This window comes from Brevibacillus choshinensis (genome assembly GCF_016811915.1).
GTDB lineage: Bacteria > Bacillota > Bacilli > Brevibacillales > Brevibacillaceae > Brevibacillus > Brevibacillus choshinensis_A.
In genome coordinates this window covers 3,619,859-3,643,055 of the sequence record NZ_CP069127.1, presented here as the reverse complement: position 1 = coordinate 3,643,055, position 23,197 = coordinate 3,619,859, and the positions used below count along the sequence as shown (strand labels likewise).

Below are 23,197 nucleotides of genomic sequence, written 5' to 3'. Positions count from 1 at the left end.
AGTATCGGACGATAAAAAAGAGTTAGGAAGCGAAATACGCAAAAGGACAGCCGTTGCAGCTGTCCTTTTTGCATGTATCTATCATGATCATCAAATGACGCGTCTTGCAATCTCAAATCGTTTCTCCCAGGAAGTACCTGCGAATTTTGAGGTAGTAACTCCACCTTTGCCATAAGTGTGAAGCAATGTGTTATTTCCTGCGTAGATCGCAACGTGAGTAATCCGGGAAGAAGAACTCCCATAGCTGCGGAAGAAAATAAGATCTCCCTTTTGCAGCTGATTCTTCGATACTTGCTTGCCTACTTTAGACTGTTGGCGAGAATCTCGTGGTAGATTAATTCCTGCCTGTTTAAAAACACGCTGAGTAAAGGAAGAACAATCGAATGAACGCGTTGTATTTTTGCTAGAACCGAACTTATAGGGAACGCCTTTGTATTTCAGTCCGTCCGAGATCACTTGGTCGGCCGTTTTGGAAGAAGAACTGGCAGTGGACGTAGCAAAGCTCTTTGTAGTTGTTGGAATAGAAGTATCTGCGATTGCACCTGACGCTTGATCTGCATTATTTGCGATGCTGGTGTCTAGATTCAATGGAGCTGCACCTTTTTTGCTCTGATTATTCTGTGTATTTTTGTTATCGTTTGTTGGATTGTCATTCTGCATCTTTTCGGTATTGCTATTATCGTTTGTTGGATTGTCATTCTGCCTTTTCTCGGTATTGCTATTATCGTTTGTTGGATTGTTATTCTGCCTCTTCTCGAGATGGTTGATATCATGGACCTGATACTTAGCCTGGTCGTTGTCTTGACCATCATCCACGTTTTGCTCAGCTTGGTTATTTGATTGTTTGACGTCCTTCTTTAGGTGATTCTTCTGATGCGTCTTGGAATGTTTCTGCTGTTTATGCTGCGTAGTGGAGTGATGGATTTTCTCAGAAGCCGCATAGGCTTGTCCGCCCATTAGAAGAGAAGTTCCCATTAAAAGGGCTACTACCGTGCTAGTTTTACCTTTCCAGTTTCGCTTGGTCATCATGTTCCTCCTTCTGAATGTGTGGTCTAGTTGTGTGTTTCTCATCCACGATTTTTATCGTATAGAAGAAAACTAAGAGTCCCAGTAGAATATCATGAGAGTTTCATGAGAAGACTGTTGGTAAGATATTCTGACGGAGATGATTCACATGTCGTTGCAAGCTAGCAAAGGCTACTTGTTACTAGTTGAAGATGAAAGGAACTTGGCAAGATACTTACAGCTAGAGCTAGAGAACGAAGGGTTTTCTATGGATGTGGAGTATGATGGGCCGACTGGATTAGAAAAAGCCCTAGCGAATGATTATAACCTAATCCTCTTGGATGTCATGCTGCCCGAGTTATCAGGGATAGAGATATGCCGACGGCTCCGGGAAGTCAAGGATGTGCCAGTTATTATGATTACCGCTCGTGGTGAAGTTCCTGACATTGTTACGGGATTAGATAGTGGTGCTAACGATTATCTCGCAAAGCCCTTTGCTATCGAAGAACTGTTTGCCCGTATCAGGGTATTATTGAGGCATTTGGAATCAAAAGCGAACCAAGAGATTCTGGTTGGCAATTTGCGTATCCAGCCAAAAGCTCGGCGCGTGTACCTTGCAGAAGAGGAAATCATGTTAACACCACGCGAATTTGATTTGCTTGATTACCTGGTGCAGCACAAGGAGCAGGCCCTTTCGCGGGAACAAATCTTAACCTCCGTTTGGGGATTTGACTTTATGGGAAACACAAACATTGTGGACGTGTATATCCGGTATTTGCGTAACAAAATTGAAACCGATGCATCGATAAAACTGATTCATACCGTTCGAGGCATTGGGTATACGCTACGAGAATAAAAAATCTGATAATTAGGGTGATCACAGTGCGCAAAAATCGGAGACACTCGCTAAAGTCGAGACTCACACTGTTATTTAGCTCCGGTATGCTGGTTTTGGTTCTCTTTTTGTCCATTTTTATATTTTTTAGTACCTCCAATCTGGTTTACCAACATGAGCAGAAGTTGCTTAATCAAAAAGCCACTGCAATCGCATCCGATCTAGAAACGGAAATTAACGAGGAAGCATCACTCAGGGTTACTTATTTGACTCGGTTATTGACCAATTACGCTGATGTCAATCAATTTATTATCCTTACTGATCAAAGTGGCAAGCAGCTCGCTTCTATACAAGGGGCCAATTGGAATAAAGAACCCCAAGATTTTTATGAAAGAACCCTGGTAGCTAGAGAGTCCGTTCAGCTACCTTTCGATTCGGAACTTCTGTTTGTACAAATTACCACAACGACTGAAGCGTTAGAGTGGTATTTTTCTATTTTGCTTACGATCATTCTTCTCTCATCCTTTTTTACTCTGCTCCTCTCAGGGATTGGTGGTTATCTGTTAAGCAAGTGGGGATTGAAGCCTCTCGATCAACTGATCCAACAAATCCATTCCATTTTCCCGAAGCAATTAACACAGAGAATTCATCATCATCATGTGGAGAGTGAGATCAATGAATTAATCAACGCTTTTAACTTGTTGTTGGATCGTATGGAAGAAGCTTTGGTATCCCAGCAGCAGTTCGTGACAGATGCCTCCCACGAGTTGCGTACCCCGCTTGCTATCATCGAAGGATATGTGCATCTTCTGCAGAGGTGGGGGAAGAACAAGCCTGAGGTAAGAGAGGAAGCGCTTGCTGCTTTGAGTCAGGAGTGTAAACGACTTTTTAAACTCATTGATGACCTGTTGTCTCTTGCAAAATTGCAGGACGCATCTTATCTTGGTTCAGCGAAAGTAGTGCAGCCATTAACGCCACTCCTTCTCGAAGTAAAACAAGCCTGGCTCCCGATCTTCCCTGATCAAATTAAGCTGTCTTTTGAGTGGGAAGAATCACTATCCTTGCTCATGGATCGTGAGCGCATTCGCCAGCTATTAGACATTTTATTGGACAATGCTCGTAAATACACAGATGAAGGGCAAGTAAGGGTCCGTGCTTACCGCGATGGCAGATGGGTTCACATTCATGTAGAGGATACAGGGATCGGTATCTTAGAGAAGGAGATTCCCCATCTATTCAAACGATTTTATCGAGTAGACAAATCACGTACCCGAAAAAGGGGAGGGAATGGAATCGGATTAGCGATTGCTCAAGCGATAGTTGAAGACCATGATGGAAGCATCACAGTCATTCCTTCTTCGCAACAAGGATTATGTGTCCAGGTCTTGTTGAAAATAACGGATGATGAACAATCAGATTCATAGAATTTGCCTCTTCTAGAGTATATTCTCTCGGAATTATAGTTCAAAAATTCTGATAATAATAATGAAATAAAAGGGAAAATGGACAACAAGTCTGGAATCGCATGTCAAACCTTACCCAAATCATTGATTATGAGGAGGTTTCATGATGCATATCCATCAAAGTTTTGGCCTGAAAGGAAAAGTAGCGTTGGTTACTGGCGGAGGAAGAGGGCTAGGCGAGCATATCGCAAAAGCGTTTGCCGAAGCCGGTGCTGAGGTCGTAGTCTGTTCACACAAGCTGGATAACTGCCAGCAGATCGCCACGGAGCTAGAGGAAATGGGAGTCAGAAACTTGGCACTGGAGTGTGATGTGAGCAAGGCCGGAAGACATCAACAGGACAGTGGCGGAAGTGATCAAACAGTTTGGTACTATCGATATCTTAGTGAACAATAGTTGGGGGTACGAGCAGCGACTGCAGCATGTTAGAATCGAATCGCTCACGATCTAGCCATAAATGCTCGTCCTGTTCTCGTAAAATGACAGGCATGCGATCATGAATATCAGATACAACTCCATTCGGCTGCGTTGTGATGATTGTACAGGTGTGCACTTTTTCCCCTTCTGGACTCGTCCATGAATCAAATAGACCTGCGAACGCGAACGACTCCCCACTCTTCATCATAATACGCATGGGCTGCTTTGCTTTCCCGACCTTTTTCCATTCGTAAAAACCATCCGCAGGTATAATGCAGCGTTTACGTGCGAAAAGATTTTTGAAGGCGGGATTCTCTTGTATGGTCTCCGATTTCGCATTGATCATTTTATATCCGATTTTCTCGTCTTTTGCCCAGAATGGTACCAGCCCCCACTTTAGTTATCCCAAACGTCGTTCCCCTTTGTCCTCAATAATAGCAGGGATTTTCTGCCCAGGAGCTGCATTGTATAGTGCCCTCCATTCGAAGGGAATCTCATTCACACCAAAACGTCGAATCAGTAGTTCTGGTTCAAATACAATGGTAAATCGTCCGCACATCTTCATTCACGTCTTATGACCATCTTAGCAGATTGATAACGTGATAAACCAGATTGCAATGGAGTAAATTATGTTCGGTGAAAATAAAATATTAGACTGGAATCGTTGATCTAACACGGTTTTTGAATGGAAGAATCGTCGCCTTTTGAAAGATAAGTTTTAGATTTATCCGTTAAAAGAAACAGCGGCGGACCAAGACTAGAAAATAAGTCTTAGACCTGCCGCTGTTGTTATTCAACTAACGTCCCCGAGAACTTTTGCAACCACCAGCTGCCGACCAGAGAATACTTCCAACATGGACACGCCACGCGGCGGGCAGGAGAGTTTCAGGCGAGAACTCCATCCATTACCCTTAGCGTAGGAACGTTGTCCGTTAAGGCCTGCCGCTGAACCGCTCGAGCGCTTCCTCGGTAACCGGAGCGAAGAGGTTGACGAGGTTGCCGTCGGGGGCGCGAAACAGTGCAGAGCGGTTCCCCCATGGCATCGTTGTCGGTTCCTGTACCCACTCGTCGACAAGCGGCATCAAGCGCGTGTACTCGGCATCAACGTCGTGGACGCGAAACTCGATGATGACGGTGTGGTTGTCAGCCGCGCGCGAACCGGCGCCGAACAGTTGCACCGTTTGGGAGTGGCCGATCGCCAGGGTACACGATGGCAGAACGAACTCAGCGAAGACAGGCGCGGGGCGCTTCGCCAAAACACCTGTGACTTTCTCATAGAACACAACGAGTCGATCCAACAACGTTTCCGAAATTGTACTAGGGAGCCTTAGCAGCCCTCGTGTTGCTGTGGTGTCATAAATAAAACTTATTGGTTTTGGGGAAATGAACAATCTGATACAGGGGTGTTAACAATAGCTTGAACACTAGGATGCCTCATTATCTTGCCGAGTGTCCATTCCATAAACTTCACTTTGACAACGATCTCAGGCTTGACCCATATAGCATCTTTATTTCTTTCAGGTTGATTACTGAAAGGATTATTTTGTATGATTATGGGTCGTATCATCTGTGTTAGGTCAAGCCAAGTCTTGTTACTAAATTTTCCAGTACCTGCATGCCCAATATAAATTAATTCTCCGTCATCGTTGTACAATCCAAGAAGTAACGCGTTTACAATTCCGTTTCGAAGTGTTACACCTCCGATAACAGCGAAGAGGTCTCGAAAAATTTTCTTTTTCTGCCATCGCTTGTCTTTACCTTTAATTGCATAAGTGCTAGTAAGATCCTTGCAAACAACACCTTCCATTTCGTGTTGTATCATTACCGCGTATAGAGCGTTCGCATCATAAAAATTTTGTACAACCTGTACATGTGGTTGAGGATTAATAATTTGTTCAAGTATTTGATACCTTTGAGTTAATGGCTGTTCATTAAGCCAATCACCGTTATAATACAAAATGTCAAATATCATGTAGGTGACAGGTGTTTGGTTGATTGCAAGATCGATGCTTTGCTTATTTCGTAAGCTGTCTCTTTTCATGATTTCATGAAAGGACGGCTTCTTATTGTCAAAAGCTATAAACTCCCCGTCAAGGATAAAGGAAGAACTTGAGCAATAAGATTTTACATCTAATAATTCGGGATACTGTAATGTTCTATCATTTAATCTCCTGTTGATTAGGCTTGTCTTACGGCCGTCATAATAAGTTAACATTCTTACGCCGTCCCACTTAATTTGTGCGATCCAGTTTTCGCCACTAGGCAATCGATCAGTACTTATTGGTTCAAATGGAATGATAGGTTTAAAGTCCATACTTCCTCCTAAATTCGAGAGCTTTTATTGATATTGTTCCCAATTTAGGAGACAATCTTTCCAACTAATTGTGAATTAATGTTCGTCATTCACTATTCATTAGAAATTGATACAGGAAAAATATGTTTCTGAACAGTTTTCACGATCAACTGAAGCTGTTCAGTGGTGGCGCCTCTCATCTTAAGCTGTGAATAGAGGTAGTCTATAGCTCCTAGTAATCGGCTATTATCGCTTTCCAATTTTACTGACTTTGCTGCTAAAGGTTTCGCCTCTTTAAGTTCCTTCACTACTCTTTCAAGCTCTCTCCTTAGCTTGGTCAAATCTTTTTGTAAGTCATTAATTTGATCCTCGGCTTGCTTCCAGGTTTCTATCGTTACCGTATTTTTGGGCAAGGTAACCGGTGAGAGTTTTCGAGTTCCACGTTTCATGTCTCTTCTTTCACGAACCTTATCTGCCCAATCTTTGTACTTATGAGTAAATGTACTATAGGAGATCTTCGACATCTTAGCGAATTCAGTTACCGTTGGGTGTTTACCATTTAGAATAATTAGGTCCCACGCCTCCTGAATCCTGACCTGGGTATTCTTACCATGAATAATTCGATTGTTTGCCATGACTAACATTCTCCTTATGTGTATTTCTTAAACTGATCTTGTACTGATTCATAGCGTCGAATAATAGATTGATAGTGACCCACAATTGGAGAATTAGGTCGTTCATTTAGAGCCTTTTCCAAACGTATCTTAACTAATGTAATGTCTGCTTCCATAGATGCTAATATTGAAGGGGTGTACATAAGATAACGACATCCAACGTCTTTGTCATTTTCACATCCTATCCAACAGGGATTTCCAGTAGGACAAGGTCCATTTTCAATTGGAAGGATGCAATACCCGTACTTATTAGGATGAAAAAAAGCACCTTGCTCTTCCCACAGTGCCAACTCTTCGTCTGTATACGTTCCACAATTCCGAACAGGTGCGTCATTCCCACTAAATAAGATGGGGAGTGCTTTACCAAATAGTAGTTTCTTATTGTGAAATTCTGTCACTTCTTTTTGGACAACAGCAGTACCATTAATATATCGATTCGTCATGATTTCGCTATTATGAGCAAGATCATGCTGTATGGTACCTAAACCAGCTCCACCTAAAGCTAGTTGCGTAGCTCGTGTATGACGGAATCCATGCGACTTAATACGATATAGTTCTCCATTATGGCGAATAGAGTACCTTTCAACGAAAGGAACTCCACTTGTATATCCTCCATTCAAGAAGTTTCTAAAACCGGTCTGTGTAAGAGGGGATATACGTGTGGGCCCAAAATCACTCAAGAACAGCATATCTCTATATTTGTCATCAGCTCTTTCTCGATAGTCTTCTGAAAGCTCAAGGCAAATGCCAATCGATTCCCGTACAATAGTAGCTAACGGTTCGGGAATAAAAACCTTTTGATGACCTTGTCCAGTCTTTGTTTCATCCCATACCATCCACACACCATCAGCATCATTGTCCCTTCCTTCTAATAAAGGAGTGGAGCTTAAATCTAGAATGTGTGAAATTCTTCTCCCAGTGGCCATTAAAAGTTTTAATACCTGACAATATAGAAGATGTCTTTTTTTGAAGCTATGCGTTGGCTTAGGTCTCCAATTTTTGTTTTTTTCCCATCTCTTGTTACTACATTCTATTTTTTTCTTTAGGAGGTCTTCCTCTACTCCCACCGCTTTCATGATCTGTTGGCAAACCTCAAAAGGGACGGCCTTTTCTTCCTCATCCATCATAGTCTTTGATCGTATTGAATCATCTTTAAACGGCTGTTTTGGTAAAACAGGAAAATCAAAATCCTCTTTGAATACTTTTTTTAGCCAACTAAAAAAGAATTCTAGAACAGCATACCTTCGCTGCTTATAATGATCTACCTTCTCCATGGAAATCAAATAATGTATATAGCCCTGAATGACTGACTCATTTATTTCGTATATACTCGTCATTTCGGGATAGTAATCTCTAAGAAACCAATAAAACGATTTTAACTCGAGTGTATTTCGTACCAAGGTAGTGGGGGAGTATTTCTTGAATAATAGGTGTGCAATAAATGCCTTACAGAATGGCTTAGACCAATCCTGAAAGGAGTCAAACTTAACGGTAAAGGCTCCTTTTACTCTTGATTTTGAGGTTCCGGCTAATACAGTTAAATCCCATGCGTCCCCTTCAAATGAATTGGTTCCTTCTTTTGAAATTTCATGTGAATGAAATAGGTCAATGATATTAATCATTTGCTCCGGATATGAATGCTGTTTTTCTTTGTATCCGACGTCTTCTGGCAGCATGTACGTTCGCATTTTCTATGTCCTTCTCAGTATATTATTTTCGGTAATAAGTACGTTTACGGCGTGAACGATTCTCTTTATCCATAATCTGAATCTTCTCTTTAGAATCGAAATGTTTTTCTATTTTCTGATCAATCAATACAATCCAAGCTTCTGCTTGTTGAGCTCTACGTAATTTTTGTTGTTTGATGCGTTCATCTGCTTCATTCTCTGCGAGCTGAAGGTATAGTTTCTTTTCGAGGACGAAGTTTTCTCTCTTCTTTGTTTCTACTACGAGAAACTCACATTCAAAACAATGTCTTGCTCTAGCGCAAGAGTTTGCTAATTCGTCTGTTGTTTGGGGGACCGTGCATATTCCAAATTCATGATCACGGTCTGGCGAGTTTTTTAAGCTTTCGGCTATATCTGGTCGTTCGGCATCTATATCAATAATTGGGCTTTTATAACTCATTGTAATTTGTAATGCAAAGAGGCGTAACCCTTTCGATACATTGTGACTGAGCTCAGATAACCTTTGTAGCGTATAGTGTTCTTTTGTTGTACTTATATATGCGTGCCCCATAATTCTTCTAGCTAATTCTGGATTGTTCGTATAGGAAGCTATTTGTGAACCAAATGTGCGCCGAAGATTTTTCATGTTAACAGGTAATGGCTTTCCGTTGTCGTCCTTTATATCAAAATTATGAACAAAACGCTTTAAATGGTGAGCCAGGGATACTTTTTTAGGCAGTCCAGCATTATCCCAATCTACACATAGGAGATCTGTTTCTAGCTGCCTTCGGCAGCGTTCTGTAAATCGAATGAATAGATTTATGATATCTAATGTTAACTGTGGTATAGGTATGTACCGTGATGGTTTATTTGCAGCATGGCAATACATTTTGTGGTTCGCACCAAGAGGGTCTACAATAATATCATCCAATGTACATGTTGCAAATTCCTCTGGACGCATACCATGTGTAAGACCCAACCAAATAGCTGTAACGGCAAGCATATCCACCTGTCTTTCCAACAGTTTTCCTGGTACTTTAGCATATCTTCCAGTTCTTTCTTTTCGTTTAAATCCGGGAGGTAATTCTCCAATTGGTGCAACGATGACTTTTTGAGCCTCGTGATACTGTTGTGCGATAACTGCGTATATTATTTCACACTCACTCGTTGTCAGTACTTTTTCGTTCAATTGAAGCATCATCTGTTGCTTTACTTTCCTGAAACGCGTAAGCATTATGTCTTCAAGATGGTATATGCTTACTCCAGTAGCTATTTGCAACTCCAAATCTATTGATTCCTTAATACCTGTTTTAAGAGAATAAAATATGGCCCTGCGAGTTGAGATTATACATTTCCTTGTTACTTCCAACCAATCATCGAACGCTCCCCAAAAAATGTCATCAACCTGGTCAAAAGAGTCGAAAGAGGGGTTACCTATTTGATCCAACCATGAGAAAAAGAGTCGAAACGAATTATAAACGTTATAAGTATTACTTGGAGTAGTTTTATCGAATGTTGAACGTAGAATTTGCATAACTTTGGCTCTCCAAGAAACCGGAATTATATCAAAGACAAATGTAAATGTTCTGGGTCGACTGCCATTAGGACCATAATAAGAGACCCATGTATTATTATCATGAAATTCTACAGTTCTTCCTCTACTATTGGTATATCTAATCATTGTCTACCTCATTTAAACCAAAGTATTTGTAAGCTTTTTGTTTTCTCCACTCGTTTAACTCCATAGTTATTGTTGGATCAGAGATATGAGTATAGATTTGTGTAGAGTTTGGGCTAGTATGACCCAAAAACCATTGGATCGATGTGAGTGAAACACCACCTTCTATTGCAAGCGTTGCCCAGGTGTGTCTAAAAAGATGGGGATGAATATTTCGTTTTAATCCTGCACCATATTGTGGGTGATTAATCCTGTTTAAGAGCCATCTTAATGCCTCTCCTGTCAGAGGTTGACCATAACGATCTGGATGAAGACTCGTAAACATAAAACCATGTCCAAGATGATGAGCCTTAGCAGGTCTACATTCGGTTTTCCATCGGTGAATCCAATAGGCGGTATAAGAGTCCAGTGGTAACTTCCTTTCACCTGTCTTTAGTGATGCTCCGATTTTCTTTATTGTGGAAACATCAAATTCATTCTCGGGAATGTTTTTTACAAGTAAGTTTTTACCATCAAACGAATCGATTCTAAGTGCTAACAATTCCCCTCGTCTTACTGCAGCTCCAAATAAAACTTCAATAATACAACGATACAAGGTAGATAGCTTGGGATCATCTTGATATGTTTCTGAAATCCACGCTCTAATCTTATTTAATTCCTCTTGACTCATAACTTCTGGCAAATTCCTTCTTACTTTAGGTAGACAATCCCTTAATCCGGCCATTTCCCCTCGATTAATACTGGTTAATAAACCTCTGGATATTATTGGTCTACCTTTTTCCCGATATAATAATTTTTCTGCATCATCAGGCTCCATGCACCATCTAATAAACCGGAGTATAGCTCCCCCGTATTGCCTTATCGTTCGTTGTGTTAAATCTTGTTGACGAAGAAACTCTATATAACTTTTCACATGGTGAAGGGTTATATCTTCTATCGTTAGTTCCTGTGAATCGAGCCAACGAAAAAAGGGAAGAAGATTTGTAACATATGTGTAGGCTGTATTTGAGAACTTAGAGGATGTCCTTTGACAGTCCTTCAAATATTCACTTACAAGATAGATTGGCATTCCATCCTTAGCAATGGTTTTGTAAGGATCACCATTTATAGGAATTACAGTTTTATATTGAATAGACTCTTCCAATAATTCATTCTCCTAACTATAAACATAAAGTACACATAACATGTTTGAATAACCGTCATATCAAGATAAAGTCCAAACTTCAATAAATATACACATCCTCCAACTAATAACCTAGATTCTATATGACACATATTGAAATGTAAAGAACAGTCTGAATGTATATTTGGTTGCAAATAGTTCATAATTGAGAGCTTATCCATTAAGAATAATCACTTTGATGATGTATGTGTTGAATAAATAAATAACCCCCAATAAGATGGGGAAGTCATCGCACTTGGGGAGGATGGGAAGCCGTCCTTTTATGAAGTCATGAGAAGAGACGGGCTCCGGCGTATGGAGAAAGTACCCCAGATGCAAAGAAGCGTGCCCATCACCTATATGATTTTTGACATCCTTTATTTGAATGGCGACTGGGTCACGTCCTTGCCCTTGAAAGAGCGCCAGGAGCTATTGCGCAGGAACATCACGCCGAATGCCCACATTCAATTCGTGGAAAACTTCTCTTCCCTCGAAGGGTTATATCAGGTGGTAGAGGCGCAAGGAATGGAAGGGATCATGATCAAAGACGTAACCAGCACGTATCAGATCGATGGAAAGGATCAGCGCTGGAGGAAGAAAAAGTTTTATCGGGATCTCGTTGCCGTAGTAGGGGGCGTGACATTGCGGAACAACATCGTGAACGCCTTGATGCTCGGCTTATTTGATGAAGCGGGGCGCTTTTGGTATATCGGCCATGCCGGTACAGGCAAGCTGAGCCAGGCAGACTGGCGGAATCTGACAGAGCAGATCCAGCCGCTGGTTACGGCGCAAATGCCATTTGCAAATCGACCGCCGCGTACTGCGGAATCGCTGTGGCTATTGCCTGAGCTCACCGTGAAGATTGCATTTGCAGAGTGGAGAGAGGGGCATTCCTTGCGGCAACCGAGCATACAAGGCTTTGTGGACGTTCCTCCAAAGCTATGCACCCTCGAGCAAAATGCGACAAACCGCTAAAAGCTCAGTGCCATGCATTGGGCTTTTCTTTCGGGGCAACCATTACTCTACGCTTCCGATCATGCGCAGGTGAAAGGGGAAGGAATGAAGAATGAGAATTATAAGAAACTTTTTATTTGATAAAGTATAGTATTTCGGGTTATACTGTATGTAATCCTTTACAGATCATTCGCAATTGTTCGCATTCGATTGGGCTGAGACATGGGCTATATCTGGTTGAGTAACTTCCGCAGCAGTGGTACGTCCACCACACCTTCACGCTGGAAAGTATTCTCTGATATAGCCCTTCCTTTTTGTTTCATCTGTTTTAATTTCATTAATACATTTTTAATTGATCTACAATTATTTAGATGATTATAATTGCTGTAGTACTTATTTTATAGACTTGATTTCGATCAGGTCTAGGGAAAGAAGGAATTGTCTTGCCGTTTCTTCGATTTAAAGGGTTTGAAAAAGAGTGGTTGCAGGAAGCTTCTCCCGTAATCATCGATGAATTTGCTCGGATCGCAGAAGTTGCGAAAGAAAAAGTCAAAATTGAACTTTTGCTCGTCGAACAAATTACGAACAGTCCGCACTCTGTCGAAATCATGATGTTTGAGCGCGAACAAGAAAAGCACGATGCGATTGCCTATATGATTCACGAGATTCTCAAACCACATGGATTTGAGAATACCCATATCTTTTTTATCCTGCTGTCTCCCTCTCTCTACTATAAAGAGGGATTGCTGTTGCAGGCGAAATCTATTCGGTAAGTGAAAAAGGTCGAGTTCCCTTGTGTGGGGAGCCGGCTTTTTTTATTGGCTGATCGATTTTCCCATGTCTGGAGGGCTAGGTCAGCGCGACAGGGGAAATCACAAAAACATTGTCGAATAGTGTCGTATTATGTAAAATGAACTGATCAAAGCCCATCGTGTGATCACAGAAGCAATCCAACAGCAGACGGTGACGCTGTTTCGCCCTCCTACGCCTACGGGGGTGGCATCCTGAAACAGACGAAGAACGGGAGCATCGTCCTATTACATATGCCTGATTAGATTCACGCATGAACGGTATGGATTTGTCACTAGAATATCGAGAGATTGCATAGGCATGACGGGAAAAAAGGAGTAAGCAAATGCAGACTGCTACGGGCAAAAGAAGCAAAAACTACTGGTTTCCCATGTTCTCGTTATTCATGGTGCTTGTTTTGTTAGCCGGCTGTGCCCCTTTTCACGGAGAGGAACAGACTGTCGGCTACAGTACGCAAAAATCCAAAACGACACATGAAATCATTCGCTACAGTGGAGAAAAAAGCAAGGCGTTTCCGTTTGTGTATACCACCAATCGGGAACTATCCCTCACCTTTAACGGAATGACAGATAGAGAGACGATGAAGAAGCTTTTGGATGAATTGGACAAGTATCATCTGAAGGCTGCTTTCTTTTTACCCGGCATGAGAGTGGCAGAGGAACCGGATCTGGCAAAGGAAATCGCCTCGCGTGGACATGAGGTTGAGAACAACACGTTGAACCAGCTCGATCTGACCAAGCTTTCCTACGATCAAATGTACTCGGAAATCAAACTGAGCAAGGATGTGATCCAAAAGGAAACAGGGATCACCCCTCGCTATGTCAGAACGAAAACGGGAAACTACTCGGACGACATCCGTTTGGCAGCTGCTCAAGCGGATCAAGAAGCCGTCATCTCTTCCAGTCTGTTTCTGCACGATTGGGGGAAGGAAACGGACGCTCAAAAAATGCATTACGTGCGGAAATACATCAATCGTGGCGGCGTCATTGCAATCGATACCGAAGAGAGCAAGCAGCTTGTAGAGAATGTTTCTCTTCTCGCTCGAGCAGCAGAAGACGTGGGGTATCGATTCATTCCTCTGCGCGAGCTGATCCATGGGGGGAAAGAGAGAAAACCGCTGCAGCAGATCGGTGGCTATGACGCAGCGCGAGTCAACCTAAACGACCATGAGTCCTCCTATCGGTATGTCAATAAAGAAGAGACAGGCAAAAAGCAAATCGCCTTGTCCTTTGATGACTGGGGAACGGATTACACCATCACGAGAATTTTGGACATCCTGGACAAGTACCATGTCAAAGCTTCTTTCTTCTTGCGGGCAGATGGTGTGGAAAGGAACCCGAATCTCGCTCGGGCCATTGCGGAAGCAGGACACGATGTGGGGAATCACACGTACTCCCATCCGGTAGTGACGAAAATTACGCAGGCCCAGCTGCAGGATGAGATCGTCAAAGCGCATCAGATCATTACGGAAGCCATCCAGCAGAAGCCGACCATGTATTTCCGTCCGCCTACGGGTGTATTCGACGAGAGCACACTGAAGGCGATTAGTGCCACAGGCTATCACACCATTACGAATTTTGACGTAGATCCTTCCGACTACATCAAGAGCAAGACAGCAGACGAGATTACGAATGCCATCCTGGAGCAAACACAGAACGGAAGCGTCATTTTATTACACATGCTGGACGACACACACACGGTAGAGGCGTTGCCGATCGTGATTCAAAAGCTTCGAAGCAGAGGCTACACCTTTGTGAAAATGACAGAAATGTTTGGTCCATAATCGACAAGTAGAGAGGTAGAAACAACATGAATCTGTATGAAGCGATTGTAGATCTAGAGGAAAAAATCGCGGTCGTCGGACTAGGCTATGTGGGATTGCCTGTGGCAGTTGCCTTGGCGCAAAAAGCTTCCGTCATCGGTTTTGATGTGAACCGCCAAAAGGTGGAGCATTACAGAAACGGGACATGTCTCGATGGCTGCATAGAGGAAGAGCGTCTGCGAGAGTGTACGATTGACTTTACGGACGAAGAAACGAGATTGAAAGAAGCGCGATTTTTCATTATTGCGGTTCCCACTCCTATTAAAAGCGGAAATGTGCCAGATCTGCACTATGTACAGTCGGCGACCCGCACAGTGGCTAGGCATATGCCAAAAGGCTCCGTCATCGTGTTTGAATCGACTGTTTATCCAGGTGTAACGGAGGAAATATGCATCCCGATTTTGGAGAGCGAGTCTGGCATGCAATGCGGAACGGATTTCAAGGTCGGGTACTCACCGGAGCGAATCAATCCGGGAGATGAAGCCCACCGCTTCGAAACCATTGTCAAAATCGTATCTGGTATCGATGAAGAAACGTTGGAGACAGTGGCGCGTGTCTATGGGCTGGCCGTGGAAGCGGGGGTCTATCGAGCAGAAAGCATCAAAGTCGCAGAAGCGGCGAAAGTGATTGAAAATGCGCAGCGCGACATCAACATCGCTTTCATGAATGAGCTGGCGATGCTGTTCCATCAGATGGGGATCAACACCAAAGCGGTTCTTCAGGCAGCCAGCACGAAATGGAACTTTCTGAAATTCACGCCTGGACTCGTCGGCGGGCATTGCATCGGTATCGATCCTTACTACTTGACGTACAAGGCAGAGGACAGCGGATACCGCTCAAAAATCATTCTGGCTGGCCGTCATATCAATGATGGGATGGGCAAATACATCGCTGAGCAGATCATCAAAACCGTTGTCCGTTTAAAGCTGGACGTCAAGAACGTCAAGATGGGCATCATGGGTCTGGCTTACAAAGAAAACTGTTCGGACATTCGCAATACAAAAGTGACGGACATCGTGGACGAGCTGCACGAGTACGGGATGGCTCCTCTCATTGTGGATCCACTGGTAGATCCGGAAGAAGCGTACGAAGAGTACCGGATCGAGCTCTCACAACAGGAGGCACTGAAAGATTTGGATGTGGTCGTGGTGGCGGTTCCGCATGCCCCTTTTGCAGCGATGAGCGTGGAGGATTTTGAGGTCATGTACGGAAGCGGCAAGACCAAAATCATGATCGACGTCAAAGGCATTTTCGACAAAGCCGCATTCGAGAGCAAAGGGTACTATTACTGGAGCTTGTAAGAGGGAATGGGGAGAGCGACAGTATGTTTAAAAAGAAAAAGAAAAAAGTGGAGGAAGTCCTGACTGTTTCTCGAGCAGATCGGCGGCTCCTGTCAAACGTCCCTGATCCGGAAAATATTCGTGCACAAGCAGATCGCAGAGGTCAGGCTTCGGATGCTCCCGACGATTTGGACAAGCTCAGGTTGCTGAGCCTCCGGTATATGGCAAATTTTGATATCGTCATCTATCCCCGCAAACAACTGAAAAAGAATGGGTTTAAGGGACGGGCAGTCGATATTTCTTCGACTGGCTTGCTGGCCGAATTTGGCCCGGCCGCCGCGAAGCGCTTATTCGTAGGGAAGAACGTTGCGATTCATGGGAATATCCCGCCTGGAACGATGCCAGAAGGGTTTGAGTCTTCCGTAAAACTGGATGCGACTGTCGTCAGATGCTTTACGAGGGAGGATGACGGTCAAGAGAAGCTGCTGGTTGCCTTTGAATTCGCAAAGCCACTTACGGAGTACCTGCAGAAAAAGAGATGGGGCTATGCGATTTACACTTCCAGCGCGATGCTGCTCGTCTCCACTCTTTTCATCATGCTCATGCGGGCAGAGAGCGTCATTTACTTCAAGTACAACATCTTGCTGTACCTCTATAGTCTCATTGCGGCGGCCTTTCTGTTGACACGCTACTTCTTCGGCGCCCTCTATCGGGACGTGCAGGTCAATCCCGACTTTACCCCTGGAGTGTCCATCATCATTCCATGCTTTAATGAAGAAGAATGGATTCATCGGACGATTCTGAGCTGCGTGAATCAAAACTACCCGATCGACAAGCTGGAGGTCATTGTGGTGGATGACCGTTCTACCGACAGATCTGTGGAGCAAATCGAAAAGGTCATTCAAATGATTCACCGGGAAGCCGAGCGGTTCATGACCAAAGAGAGGGTGCGGATGTATGTGCTTCCCGAAAATGGAGGGAAGCGGGTCGCCCTCGTGAAAGGGGTCGAGATGGCCAAGCACGATCTGGTCGTATTCGTGGACTCGGATAGCTTTTTGGAGCCGACTGCCATCCGCCATCTGGTGCAGCCCTTTCAGGACCCCAAAATGGGAGGCGTCGCAGGCCGTACTGACGTGGAGAACAAATTTACGAACTCCATTACGAAGCTGCAAACGGTTCGTTATTACATTGCTTTTCGCATCATGAAAGCAGCGGAAGCGTGGTTTGACAGTGTGACATGTTTATCGGGACCGCTGTCCTGCTACCGGAAAGATTTGGTGATCAAGCATTCCGAGGCTTGGCTGACGCAGAAATTTCTCGGACAGCCTGCGACATTCGGGGATGACCGAAGCATGACCAACTTCATTTTGGAAACCCATCGGACGTCTTATCAAGACTCGGCGATCTGCTCGACGATTGTTCCATCGGACATGGGTGTGTTTTTGAAGCAGCAGATGCGCTGGAAGCGTTCGTGGCTGCGCGAATCTTTGCGCGCCAGCACTTTCATCTGGCGAAAAGAACCGTTTATGGCGTTGTTCTTTTACATTGGGCTGATCGTTCCCATTGCTGCGCCTGTCATTGTGCTGTACAACCTGGTCTACGTCCCGATCGTTCACCGCGTTTTCCCGGGGACATTTTTGATGGGGCTGCTCCTGATGGCGATGCTCATGAGTTTGGCTCATTTGCTGTACCGCAAGAGCAGACTTTGGCTGTTTGGATTCGTCTTTTGTGTGTTCTACGAATTTGTCCTTCTCTGGCAGATGCCGGTCGCATGGGTGACCTTTTGGAAATCCACCTGGGGGACGCGGGAAACTCCGCAAGACATCGAAGCGAGGAAGAAAAAGGAAGCTCGCAGGCAAAAGAACAAAAAGGGGTTTGGTTTGCCTTTTTAACGATCGCAGCACCATAGATCTCATGAGTAAGGGTGGTAGATGAAATGAAGGGAAAACGCAATGCCGCCCTGGATTATCGCAAGAAGGATCGCAGAAAAAAGATTCGGACCGTCTGGCAGTTCGCGATATTGTTATTCGTGGGAATGTTGGTGTATCAAGCCGTTTTCGATACGAAGCAGTATGTGGAAGCGGACCGATCGCAATGGCGAAACGATAAAGGGTTCATTGCCCTGTCCTATTTCGGGGTAGGTCGCAATGGCACGCCCAAGCTGATGGCAAAAGAGTATCTGGATGAACAGCTGAAGGCGCTGCAGCAGCAAGGATACGTAACGATCTCGCAGCAGGACATTCTTGACTTTTATCGTGAAAAGAAGCCATTGCCAAAGAAAGCCTTGTTTTTGGCTTTTGAGGATGGACGAAATGATTCGCAGTTGTTCGCCCAGCCGCTCCTGGAAAAGTACAACTACAAGGCGACCGCATTGACCTATGCCAATAAAATGGGGAATAGCGACAACAAGTTCTTGCAGCCCAAAGACTTGCAGCGCATGCAGGAGAATGGCTATTGGGAACTGGGGACAAACGGCTATCGCCTGACGTACATCAACATTTTTGATCGTGACGGTCAGTTTATCGGGATGAAAGACGAAAGAGAGCTGCCGACGAAAGATCAGGTGGAGTATTACAATCATTACTTAATGGACTTCATTCGGGACAGCAACATGATTCCCGTGGAAGACCGCTCGCAAATGGAAGCCCGTATCACACAAGACTACCAGCAAATGAAGGATATTTACACGAGCCAGCTGGGCTTTGTGCCCCAAGTGTACATGATCATGCACGCCAATACCCTCTACCAGGGGATGAACAGACTGGTTACTGATGTGAATGATGCCAACATCCGTCAGCTGTTCGCGATGCACTTCAACCGCGAAGGCAACGCCTACAATTCCAGCGGGGACAGTCTCTACAACCTGACGCGCGTCCAGCCTGCCCCCTACTGGTACACCAATCACTTGCTCATGAAAATCCAAAAAGATGCGCAGCAGAAGATGAAATTCGCACGAGGGGACGAAGAGCTTGCAAAGAAGTGGGATCGATTAAGCGGAGCGGACGAGTACAAGGATAATCATATCATTCTGACTTCCCCGCCGGGAGAAAACGGCATGCTGTATTTGCGGGATAGCGAGAAAAGCCGGGATCTGAGCGTGTCCGTCATGCTAGAGGGAAATGTTGTGGGAAAGCAATCGATATACCTGCGATACGACCGTCAAAAGGATTCCTTCGTCCGATTGATCCTGCAAAATAATGAACTGAAGATGGAAGAGAAAAAAGCGGGCAGTGCCGTGAAGGAGCTCTCCTCAACCAAATTGAGCGAGGTGCAATGGAAGGCAGAGGATTTGGCCTACGACAAGGCAACGGTTTACAGTAAGGCCCAGGCAGAGAGAGGGGCCGAAAAAGAAGAGGAAGGCTACCCTGACAACATCCAGCACTCAAGGCAGTTGGAAATGACGCTCAGAGGCAACCGATTGACCGTTGCAGTGGACAAGCAGGTCTTGGCAGAGAAGCAGGAGATAGACAAGGGAATCGAGAGCGGCGGTGTGGCACTGGAATCCGAGTACAGTGAACAAAACAAAAAAGATGACATTTATGATGCCGTTTTTACAGATCTGAACGTGACTGCCCTGGCAGAAGGTGCGACGGGTACGGATCCTGTCTTATTCAGAAATTCGTTCACCGGATTTGAAAAAGTGGTCCATGTCATTTCAGGAGCGATCTCTGCAGCGATCGATTGGGTGATCGAAACGTTTTAATCAGGAGGAAAGGAGGTTCAAGGCAGGTGACAATAATCAAGCAGATGAAAAAACAGGCGATAGTCCTCACGGTTTGCCTACCTGCATTGGGTGCGTTCCTTTCGGGCTGTGGAAACGTGGGAACCGCTCCCGATTCGATGAAAACAGTCGAAGCCGCGGAACATCCTTTGGAGAAGACAGCCTGGTTGGTCGACTGGCAGTGGAAGGCAGGCACGGAGAATTTTCAAGGGATGACGAATGGTTTGGCCAGTGTCCAAATGTTCGCTGCGTATTTCGACGAGTCGGACAACCTTTTGTTTACGGACGAATTTAAAAAGGGACTGCCCAAAGTCCAAGAAATCGCTCGGAAAAGCAGCTTGGTTCATGTGGATTTAACGATTGTCAATGATCAGAAACGCCAAGATGGCTCCGATCTCCAAAAGGAACCGACCATCGTGACCCGATTGATGGCCACTCTGGAAAGTCGCGCCAGGCATATCAATCAGATCATGGAGGCGCTGTCCACGTATCATTTTCATGGGGTGGAGATTGATTACGAGCGTATCGATGAAAAAGATTGGGACAACATGATGGCCTTTATCAACGAGCTGTACACGCGGCTCCAGGAGCAGGAGAAGACGCTTCGAATCGTACTTGAACCGCGGACGCCGATCGAGAGTCTCTCCTTGCCCAAGGGACCCGTATATGTGATGATGGCCTACAACTTGTACGGTACTCAGAGCGGGCCAGGACCCAAGGCAGACCGTTCCTTTATTATGGAGCTGGCAGCCCGCATGAAGACAGTGCCGGGAGAGAAGGTCATCGCCCTCGCGGCTGGCGGGTTTGACTGGTCGGAATCGGGAGAGGTAAAAGCGGTAACCGAGGAGCAAGCTGCTGGGCTTGCGAAATCGAGTGTGGAGGTGCCTAGACGAGATAATGCGAGCGGCAGCATCCATTTTCAATATGTAGACGAAAAGAAACAGAAGCACACGGTCTGGTATGCGGATGAGACGACGCTGAAGACCTGGGCGAATGTGATTTCAAGTGAAGGGTACCACAATCTAGCCTTGTGGCGTCTGGGCGGCTTGAGTCGGGAAAGTGTCCGCTTTATGAATGAGTGATAGCCGTTGTGGCAAAGAAAGACCGAAGAGAGAGGCTCTTCGGTCTTTTTGCCGTTCCATCCTTGTCAATAATAGAGGCTCTCGGTTAGCGAGCACTTCACGCACGTTCGCGCGAGAGAGGACTCTTGAAACTGGTGTGTGCAGCTTTTTTGCAAATCGAGGAGCTGGCGTTGATGCTCCTGGATCGCTTCTTGAAGGCGCGCGATTTCTTCCCGCAGCCTGAACGCTTCTTCCATCAGGTACTGCCTCCCTTTCGCATGCATTACTTATAAATGCGGCTGCCGCCCTTGCGAAACTCGTCGGCTTTTTCCTGCAACCCTTCTTCAAGCGCTGCTTCCTCGCTCAATTGCCTAACCTGCGCGTACGCACGAATATCCTGCGTAATGCGCATGCTGCAAAACTTAGGTCCGCACATCGAGCAAAAGTGGGCTGATTTGGCACCTTCTGCAGGCAGCGTTTCATCGTGGTACTCACGCGCTCGTTCAGGATCGAGCGAGAGGTTAAATTGATCCACCCAGCGGAATTCAAAGCGTGCCTTGGACAGGGCATCGTCGCGTTGCTTTGCTCGAGGGTGCCCCTTTGCCAGATCGGCGGCATGCGCGGCGATTTTGTAGGCGATCAAGCCATTGCGTACGTCTTCCTTGTTCGGCAAGCCGAGGTGTTCCTTGGGAGTCACGTAGCAGAGCATGGCCGTACCAAACCATCCGATCATGGCAGCCCCAATGGCCGAGGTAATGTGATCATAGCCTGGCGCGATATCGGTGGTCAGCGGTCCGAGTGTGTAGAAAGGGGCTTCATGGCAAATCGTCAACTGTTTATCCATGTTTTCTTTGATTTGATGCATCGGTACATGTCCAGGGCCTTCGATCATAACTTGCACATCGTGCTCCCATGCGATTTTCGTCAATTCTCCTAGCGTCTCCAGCTCGGCAAATTGCGCCTCGTCGTTGGCGTCGGCGATCGATCCGGGTCTCAAGCCGTCTCCTAGCGAAACAGCGATATCATACGCTTTGAGAATTTCGCAAATTTCCTCAAAATGAGTGTACAGGAAGTTTTCTTTATGATGGGCCAGGCACCATGCAGCCAGGATGGAACCGCCGCGCGAGACGATGCCTGTCACCCGTTTGGCTGTGAGGGGGATATAGCGGAGCAGGACGCCGGCGTGGATGGTGAAGTAGTCTACGCCTTGCTCTGCCTGTTCGATCAGCGTGTCGCGATAGATCTCCCAAGTCAGGTCCTCCGCCTTGCCGTTCACTTTTTCCAAAGCCTGATAGATCGGGACCGTACCGACCGGGACAGGGCTGTTGCGGATGATCCATTCACGTGTGGTGTGGATATGTGCTCCTGTAGACAGGTCCATAATCGTGTCCGCTCCCCAACGAACCGACCACATCATCTTTTCCACTTCTTCTCCAATGGATGAGGTGACGGCAGAAGTGCCGATGTTGGCGTTCACCTTGACGTGGAAGTTCCGTCCGATGATCATGGGCTCGCTCTCTGGGTGGTTGATATTGACGGGAATGATGGCTCTGCCCCTGGCGATTTCTTCACGTACAAAATCGGGATCGACTCCTTCACGCAGTGCGACAAATTCCATCTCGGGTGTCACGATGCCACTTTTCGCGTAGTGAAGCTGAGTGACGGGTTTTCCCTGCTTGGCTCGCAGGGGGTGATGACCTTCGTGTGGGAAAGAGGGGACCTCATGCAGGCGATTTTCGTTTCGAATGCCGTTGTCGCGAAGCTGGATGGGCCGCCCCTCGTAGGCTTCTGTATCCTCCCGCTCTTCGATCCAGCGTGAACGCAAAGGGGGAAGACCGCGGGAACTGTCAGGAACATAGCCTTCTCGGGTGTATTCTCCGCTGGTGTCATAGACGCGGAGAGGGGGATTGGGTACCTCTCCCGTCGGTCCTTCAGAAGGATGCAAGGATATTTCTCTCATGGGGACGCGAATATCAGGTCTGCTTCCGCTCGCGTAGACTTTTTTGCTGCCTGGAAAGGATACGACTGGTGACAGTTGAAACGGGGGGGTGCTGGATGTGTGGGGCATAAGAAAACCTCCTTGGTCATGGTTGCACAATGCGCGAACCTTGCGGGAGGCGAAAGAATCCCCGCGCCATGAAAAAGCGCCGCATGGGAGCATGCGACGCCAGACGCGAGAGAAGAACAGATACGGGTATCCTAAAGATACACGTTCTGATCGTGTCGTTTATGACAATTCCTCCGCTGGCATTACCCAGTTCAGGTTCAACGGTCGATGGCAAATCAGCCATCCTCTCAGCCTGGTTATTCCCAAGCTCCCGTGCTATGTACTTGATCGATTTCATGATTAGCATACA

General features: G+C 45.6%; 19 protein-coding genes, 1 pseudogene and 1 riboswitch. Of the genes and pseudogenes, 10 read left to right on the top strand and 10 right to left on the bottom strand.

Annotated features, from left to right (window positions below; translation table 11 throughout):
• Nucleotides 1-90: 90 nt before the first annotated feature.
• Nucleotides 91-1,029 (bottom strand): C40 family peptidase, encoded by a 939-nt coding sequence (locus JNE38_RS30715; protein ID WP_238933367.1) that lies wholly within the window; start codon nt 1,027-1,029, stop codon nt 91-93.
• Between the two features lie 145 nt (nt 1,030-1,174).
• Here JNE38_RS30715 and JNE38_RS18350 point away from each other — a divergent pair, with 145 nt between their 5' ends.
• The 3 genes from JNE38_RS18350 to JNE38_RS18340 all read left to right on the top strand — a co-directional run bounded on the left by JNE38_RS18350 (nt 1,175) and on the right by JNE38_RS18340 (nt 3,697).
• Nucleotides 1,175-1,861, top strand: coding sequence for a response regulator transcription factor (locus JNE38_RS18350; protein WP_203255081.1), 687 nt, complete (start codon nt 1,175-1,177; stop codon nt 1,859-1,861).
• 26 nt (nt 1,862-1,887) lie between these two features.
• On the top strand, nt 1,888-3,264 hold the full coding sequence (locus JNE38_RS18345) for a sensor histidine kinase (protein ID WP_203255080.1): 1,377 nt from the start codon (nt 1,888-1,890) through the stop codon (nt 3,262-3,264).
• A gap of 145 nt (nt 3,265-3,409) precedes the next feature.
• Nucleotides 3,410-3,697 carry an SDR family NAD(P)-dependent oxidoreductase gene (locus tag JNE38_RS18340; RefSeq protein ID WP_238933366.1) on the top strand — a complete coding sequence of 96 codons (288 nt, stop codon included), beginning with the start codon at nt 3,410-3,412 and terminating at the stop codon, nt 3,695-3,697.
• Here JNE38_RS18340 and JNE38_RS18335 read toward each other — a convergent pair.
• The 7 genes and pseudogenes from JNE38_RS18335 to JNE38_RS18305 all read right to left on the bottom strand — a co-directional run bounded on the left by JNE38_RS18335 (nt 3,684) and on the right by JNE38_RS18305 (nt 11,174).
• Nucleotides 3,684-4,277 (bottom strand): annotated as a pseudogene (locus JNE38_RS18335) (SOS response-associated peptidase). The gene JNE38_RS18340 and the pseudogene JNE38_RS18335 overlap by 14 nt on opposite strands.
• Before the next feature lie 373 nt (nt 4,278-4,650).
• The gene (locus JNE38_RS18330) at nt 4,651-5,052 is read right to left on the bottom strand and encodes a VOC family protein (RefSeq protein ID WP_203357628.1); all 402 of its coding nucleotides are present in this window, start codon (nt 5,050-5,052) and stop codon (nt 4,651-4,653) included.
• A 32-nt stretch (nt 5,053-5,084) separates the two neighbouring features.
• Nucleotides 5,085-6,032: an ATP-dependent DNA ligase gene (locus JNE38_RS18325; RefSeq protein WP_203255079.1), complete on the bottom strand. Its 948-nt coding sequence runs from the start codon at nt 6,030-6,032 to the stop codon at nt 5,085-5,087.
• Nucleotides 6,033-6,124: 92 nt separating this feature from the next.
• The gene (locus tag JNE38_RS18320; protein WP_203255078.1) at nt 6,125-6,646 is read right to left on the bottom strand and encodes a hypothetical protein; all 522 of its coding nucleotides are present in this window, start codon (nt 6,644-6,646) and stop codon (nt 6,125-6,127) included.
• A 14-nt stretch (nt 6,647-6,660) separates the two neighbouring features.
• On the bottom strand, nt 6,661-8,373 hold the full coding sequence (locus tag JNE38_RS18315) for a tyrosine-type recombinase/integrase (protein ID WP_203255077.1): 1,713 nt from the start codon (nt 8,371-8,373) through the stop codon (nt 6,661-6,663).
• Nucleotides 8,374-8,395: 22 nt separating this feature from the next.
• Nucleotides 8,396-10,033, bottom strand: coding sequence for a site-specific integrase (locus JNE38_RS18310; protein ID WP_203255076.1), 1,638 nt, complete (start codon nt 10,031-10,033; stop codon nt 8,396-8,398).
• Entirely contained in the window at nt 10,026-11,174 is a 1,149-nt protein-coding gene (locus JNE38_RS18305) for a tyrosine-type recombinase/integrase (protein ID WP_203255075.1), read from the bottom strand. The genes JNE38_RS18310 and JNE38_RS18305 overlap by 8 nt, the downstream gene beginning before the upstream one ends.
• A 267-nt stretch (nt 11,175-11,441) precedes the next feature.
• Here JNE38_RS18305 and JNE38_RS18300 point away from each other — a divergent pair, with 267 nt between their 5' ends.
• The 7 genes from JNE38_RS18300 to JNE38_RS18270 all read left to right on the top strand — a co-directional run bounded on the left by JNE38_RS18300 (nt 11,442) and on the right by JNE38_RS18270 (nt 20,861).
• Nucleotides 11,442-12,167 carry an ATP-dependent DNA ligase gene (locus tag JNE38_RS18300; protein ID WP_275296723.1) on the top strand — a complete coding sequence of 242 codons (726 nt, stop codon included), beginning with the start codon at nt 11,442-11,444 and terminating at the stop codon, nt 12,165-12,167.
• 422 nt (nt 12,168-12,589) lie between these two features.
• Nucleotides 12,590-12,919 (top strand): DUF1904 family protein, encoded by a 330-nt coding sequence (locus JNE38_RS18295; protein ID WP_203255074.1) that lies wholly within the window; start codon nt 12,590-12,592, stop codon nt 12,917-12,919.
• A gap of 362 nt (nt 12,920-13,281) precedes the next feature.
• Nucleotides 13,282-14,739: a polysaccharide deacetylase family protein gene (locus JNE38_RS18290; RefSeq protein WP_203255073.1), complete on the top strand. Its 1,458-nt coding sequence runs from the start codon at nt 13,282-13,284 to the stop codon at nt 14,737-14,739.
• Nucleotides 14,740-14,765: 26 nt separating this feature from the next.
• A complete protein-coding gene (locus tag JNE38_RS18285; RefSeq protein ID WP_203255072.1) occupies nt 14,766-16,079 on the top strand; it encodes a nucleotide sugar dehydrogenase in 1,314 nt (437 codons plus the stop codon).
• Nucleotides 16,080-16,102: 23 nt separating this feature from the next.
• Nucleotides 16,103-17,950: a glycosyltransferase family 2 protein gene (locus JNE38_RS18280; RefSeq protein WP_203255071.1), complete on the top strand. Its 1,848-nt coding sequence runs from the start codon at nt 16,103-16,105 to the stop codon at nt 17,948-17,950.
• Between the two features lie 44 nt (nt 17,951-17,994).
• Entirely contained in the window at nt 17,995-19,761 is a 1,767-nt protein-coding gene (locus JNE38_RS18275; protein ID WP_203255070.1) for a polysaccharide deacetylase family protein, read from the top strand.
• A gap of 26 nt (nt 19,762-19,787) precedes the next feature.
• On the top strand, nt 19,788-20,861 hold the full coding sequence (locus JNE38_RS18270; RefSeq protein WP_238933363.1) for a glycosyl hydrolase family 18 protein: 1,074 nt from the start codon (nt 19,788-19,790) through the stop codon (nt 20,859-20,861).
• A gap of 65 nt (nt 20,862-20,926) precedes the next feature.
• On the opposite strand, the gene JNE38_RS18265 is transcribed toward JNE38_RS18270, so the two are convergent.
• Both JNE38_RS18265 and thiC read right to left on the bottom strand, forming a co-directional pair.
• Nucleotides 20,927-21,097 carry a hypothetical protein gene (locus JNE38_RS18265; protein WP_203255069.1) on the bottom strand — a complete coding sequence of 57 codons (171 nt, stop codon included), beginning with the start codon at nt 21,095-21,097 and terminating at the stop codon, nt 20,927-20,929.
• A 26-nt stretch (nt 21,098-21,123) separates the two neighbouring features.
• A complete protein-coding gene (gene thiC / locus JNE38_RS18260; protein ID WP_203255068.1) occupies nt 21,124-22,908 on the bottom strand; it encodes a phosphomethylpyrimidine synthase ThiC in 1,785 nt (594 codons plus the stop codon).
• 149 nt (nt 22,909-23,057) lie between these two features.
• Nucleotides 23,058-23,172, bottom strand: a riboswitch (TPP riboswitch).
• Nucleotides 23,173-23,197: the final 25 nt, after the last annotated feature.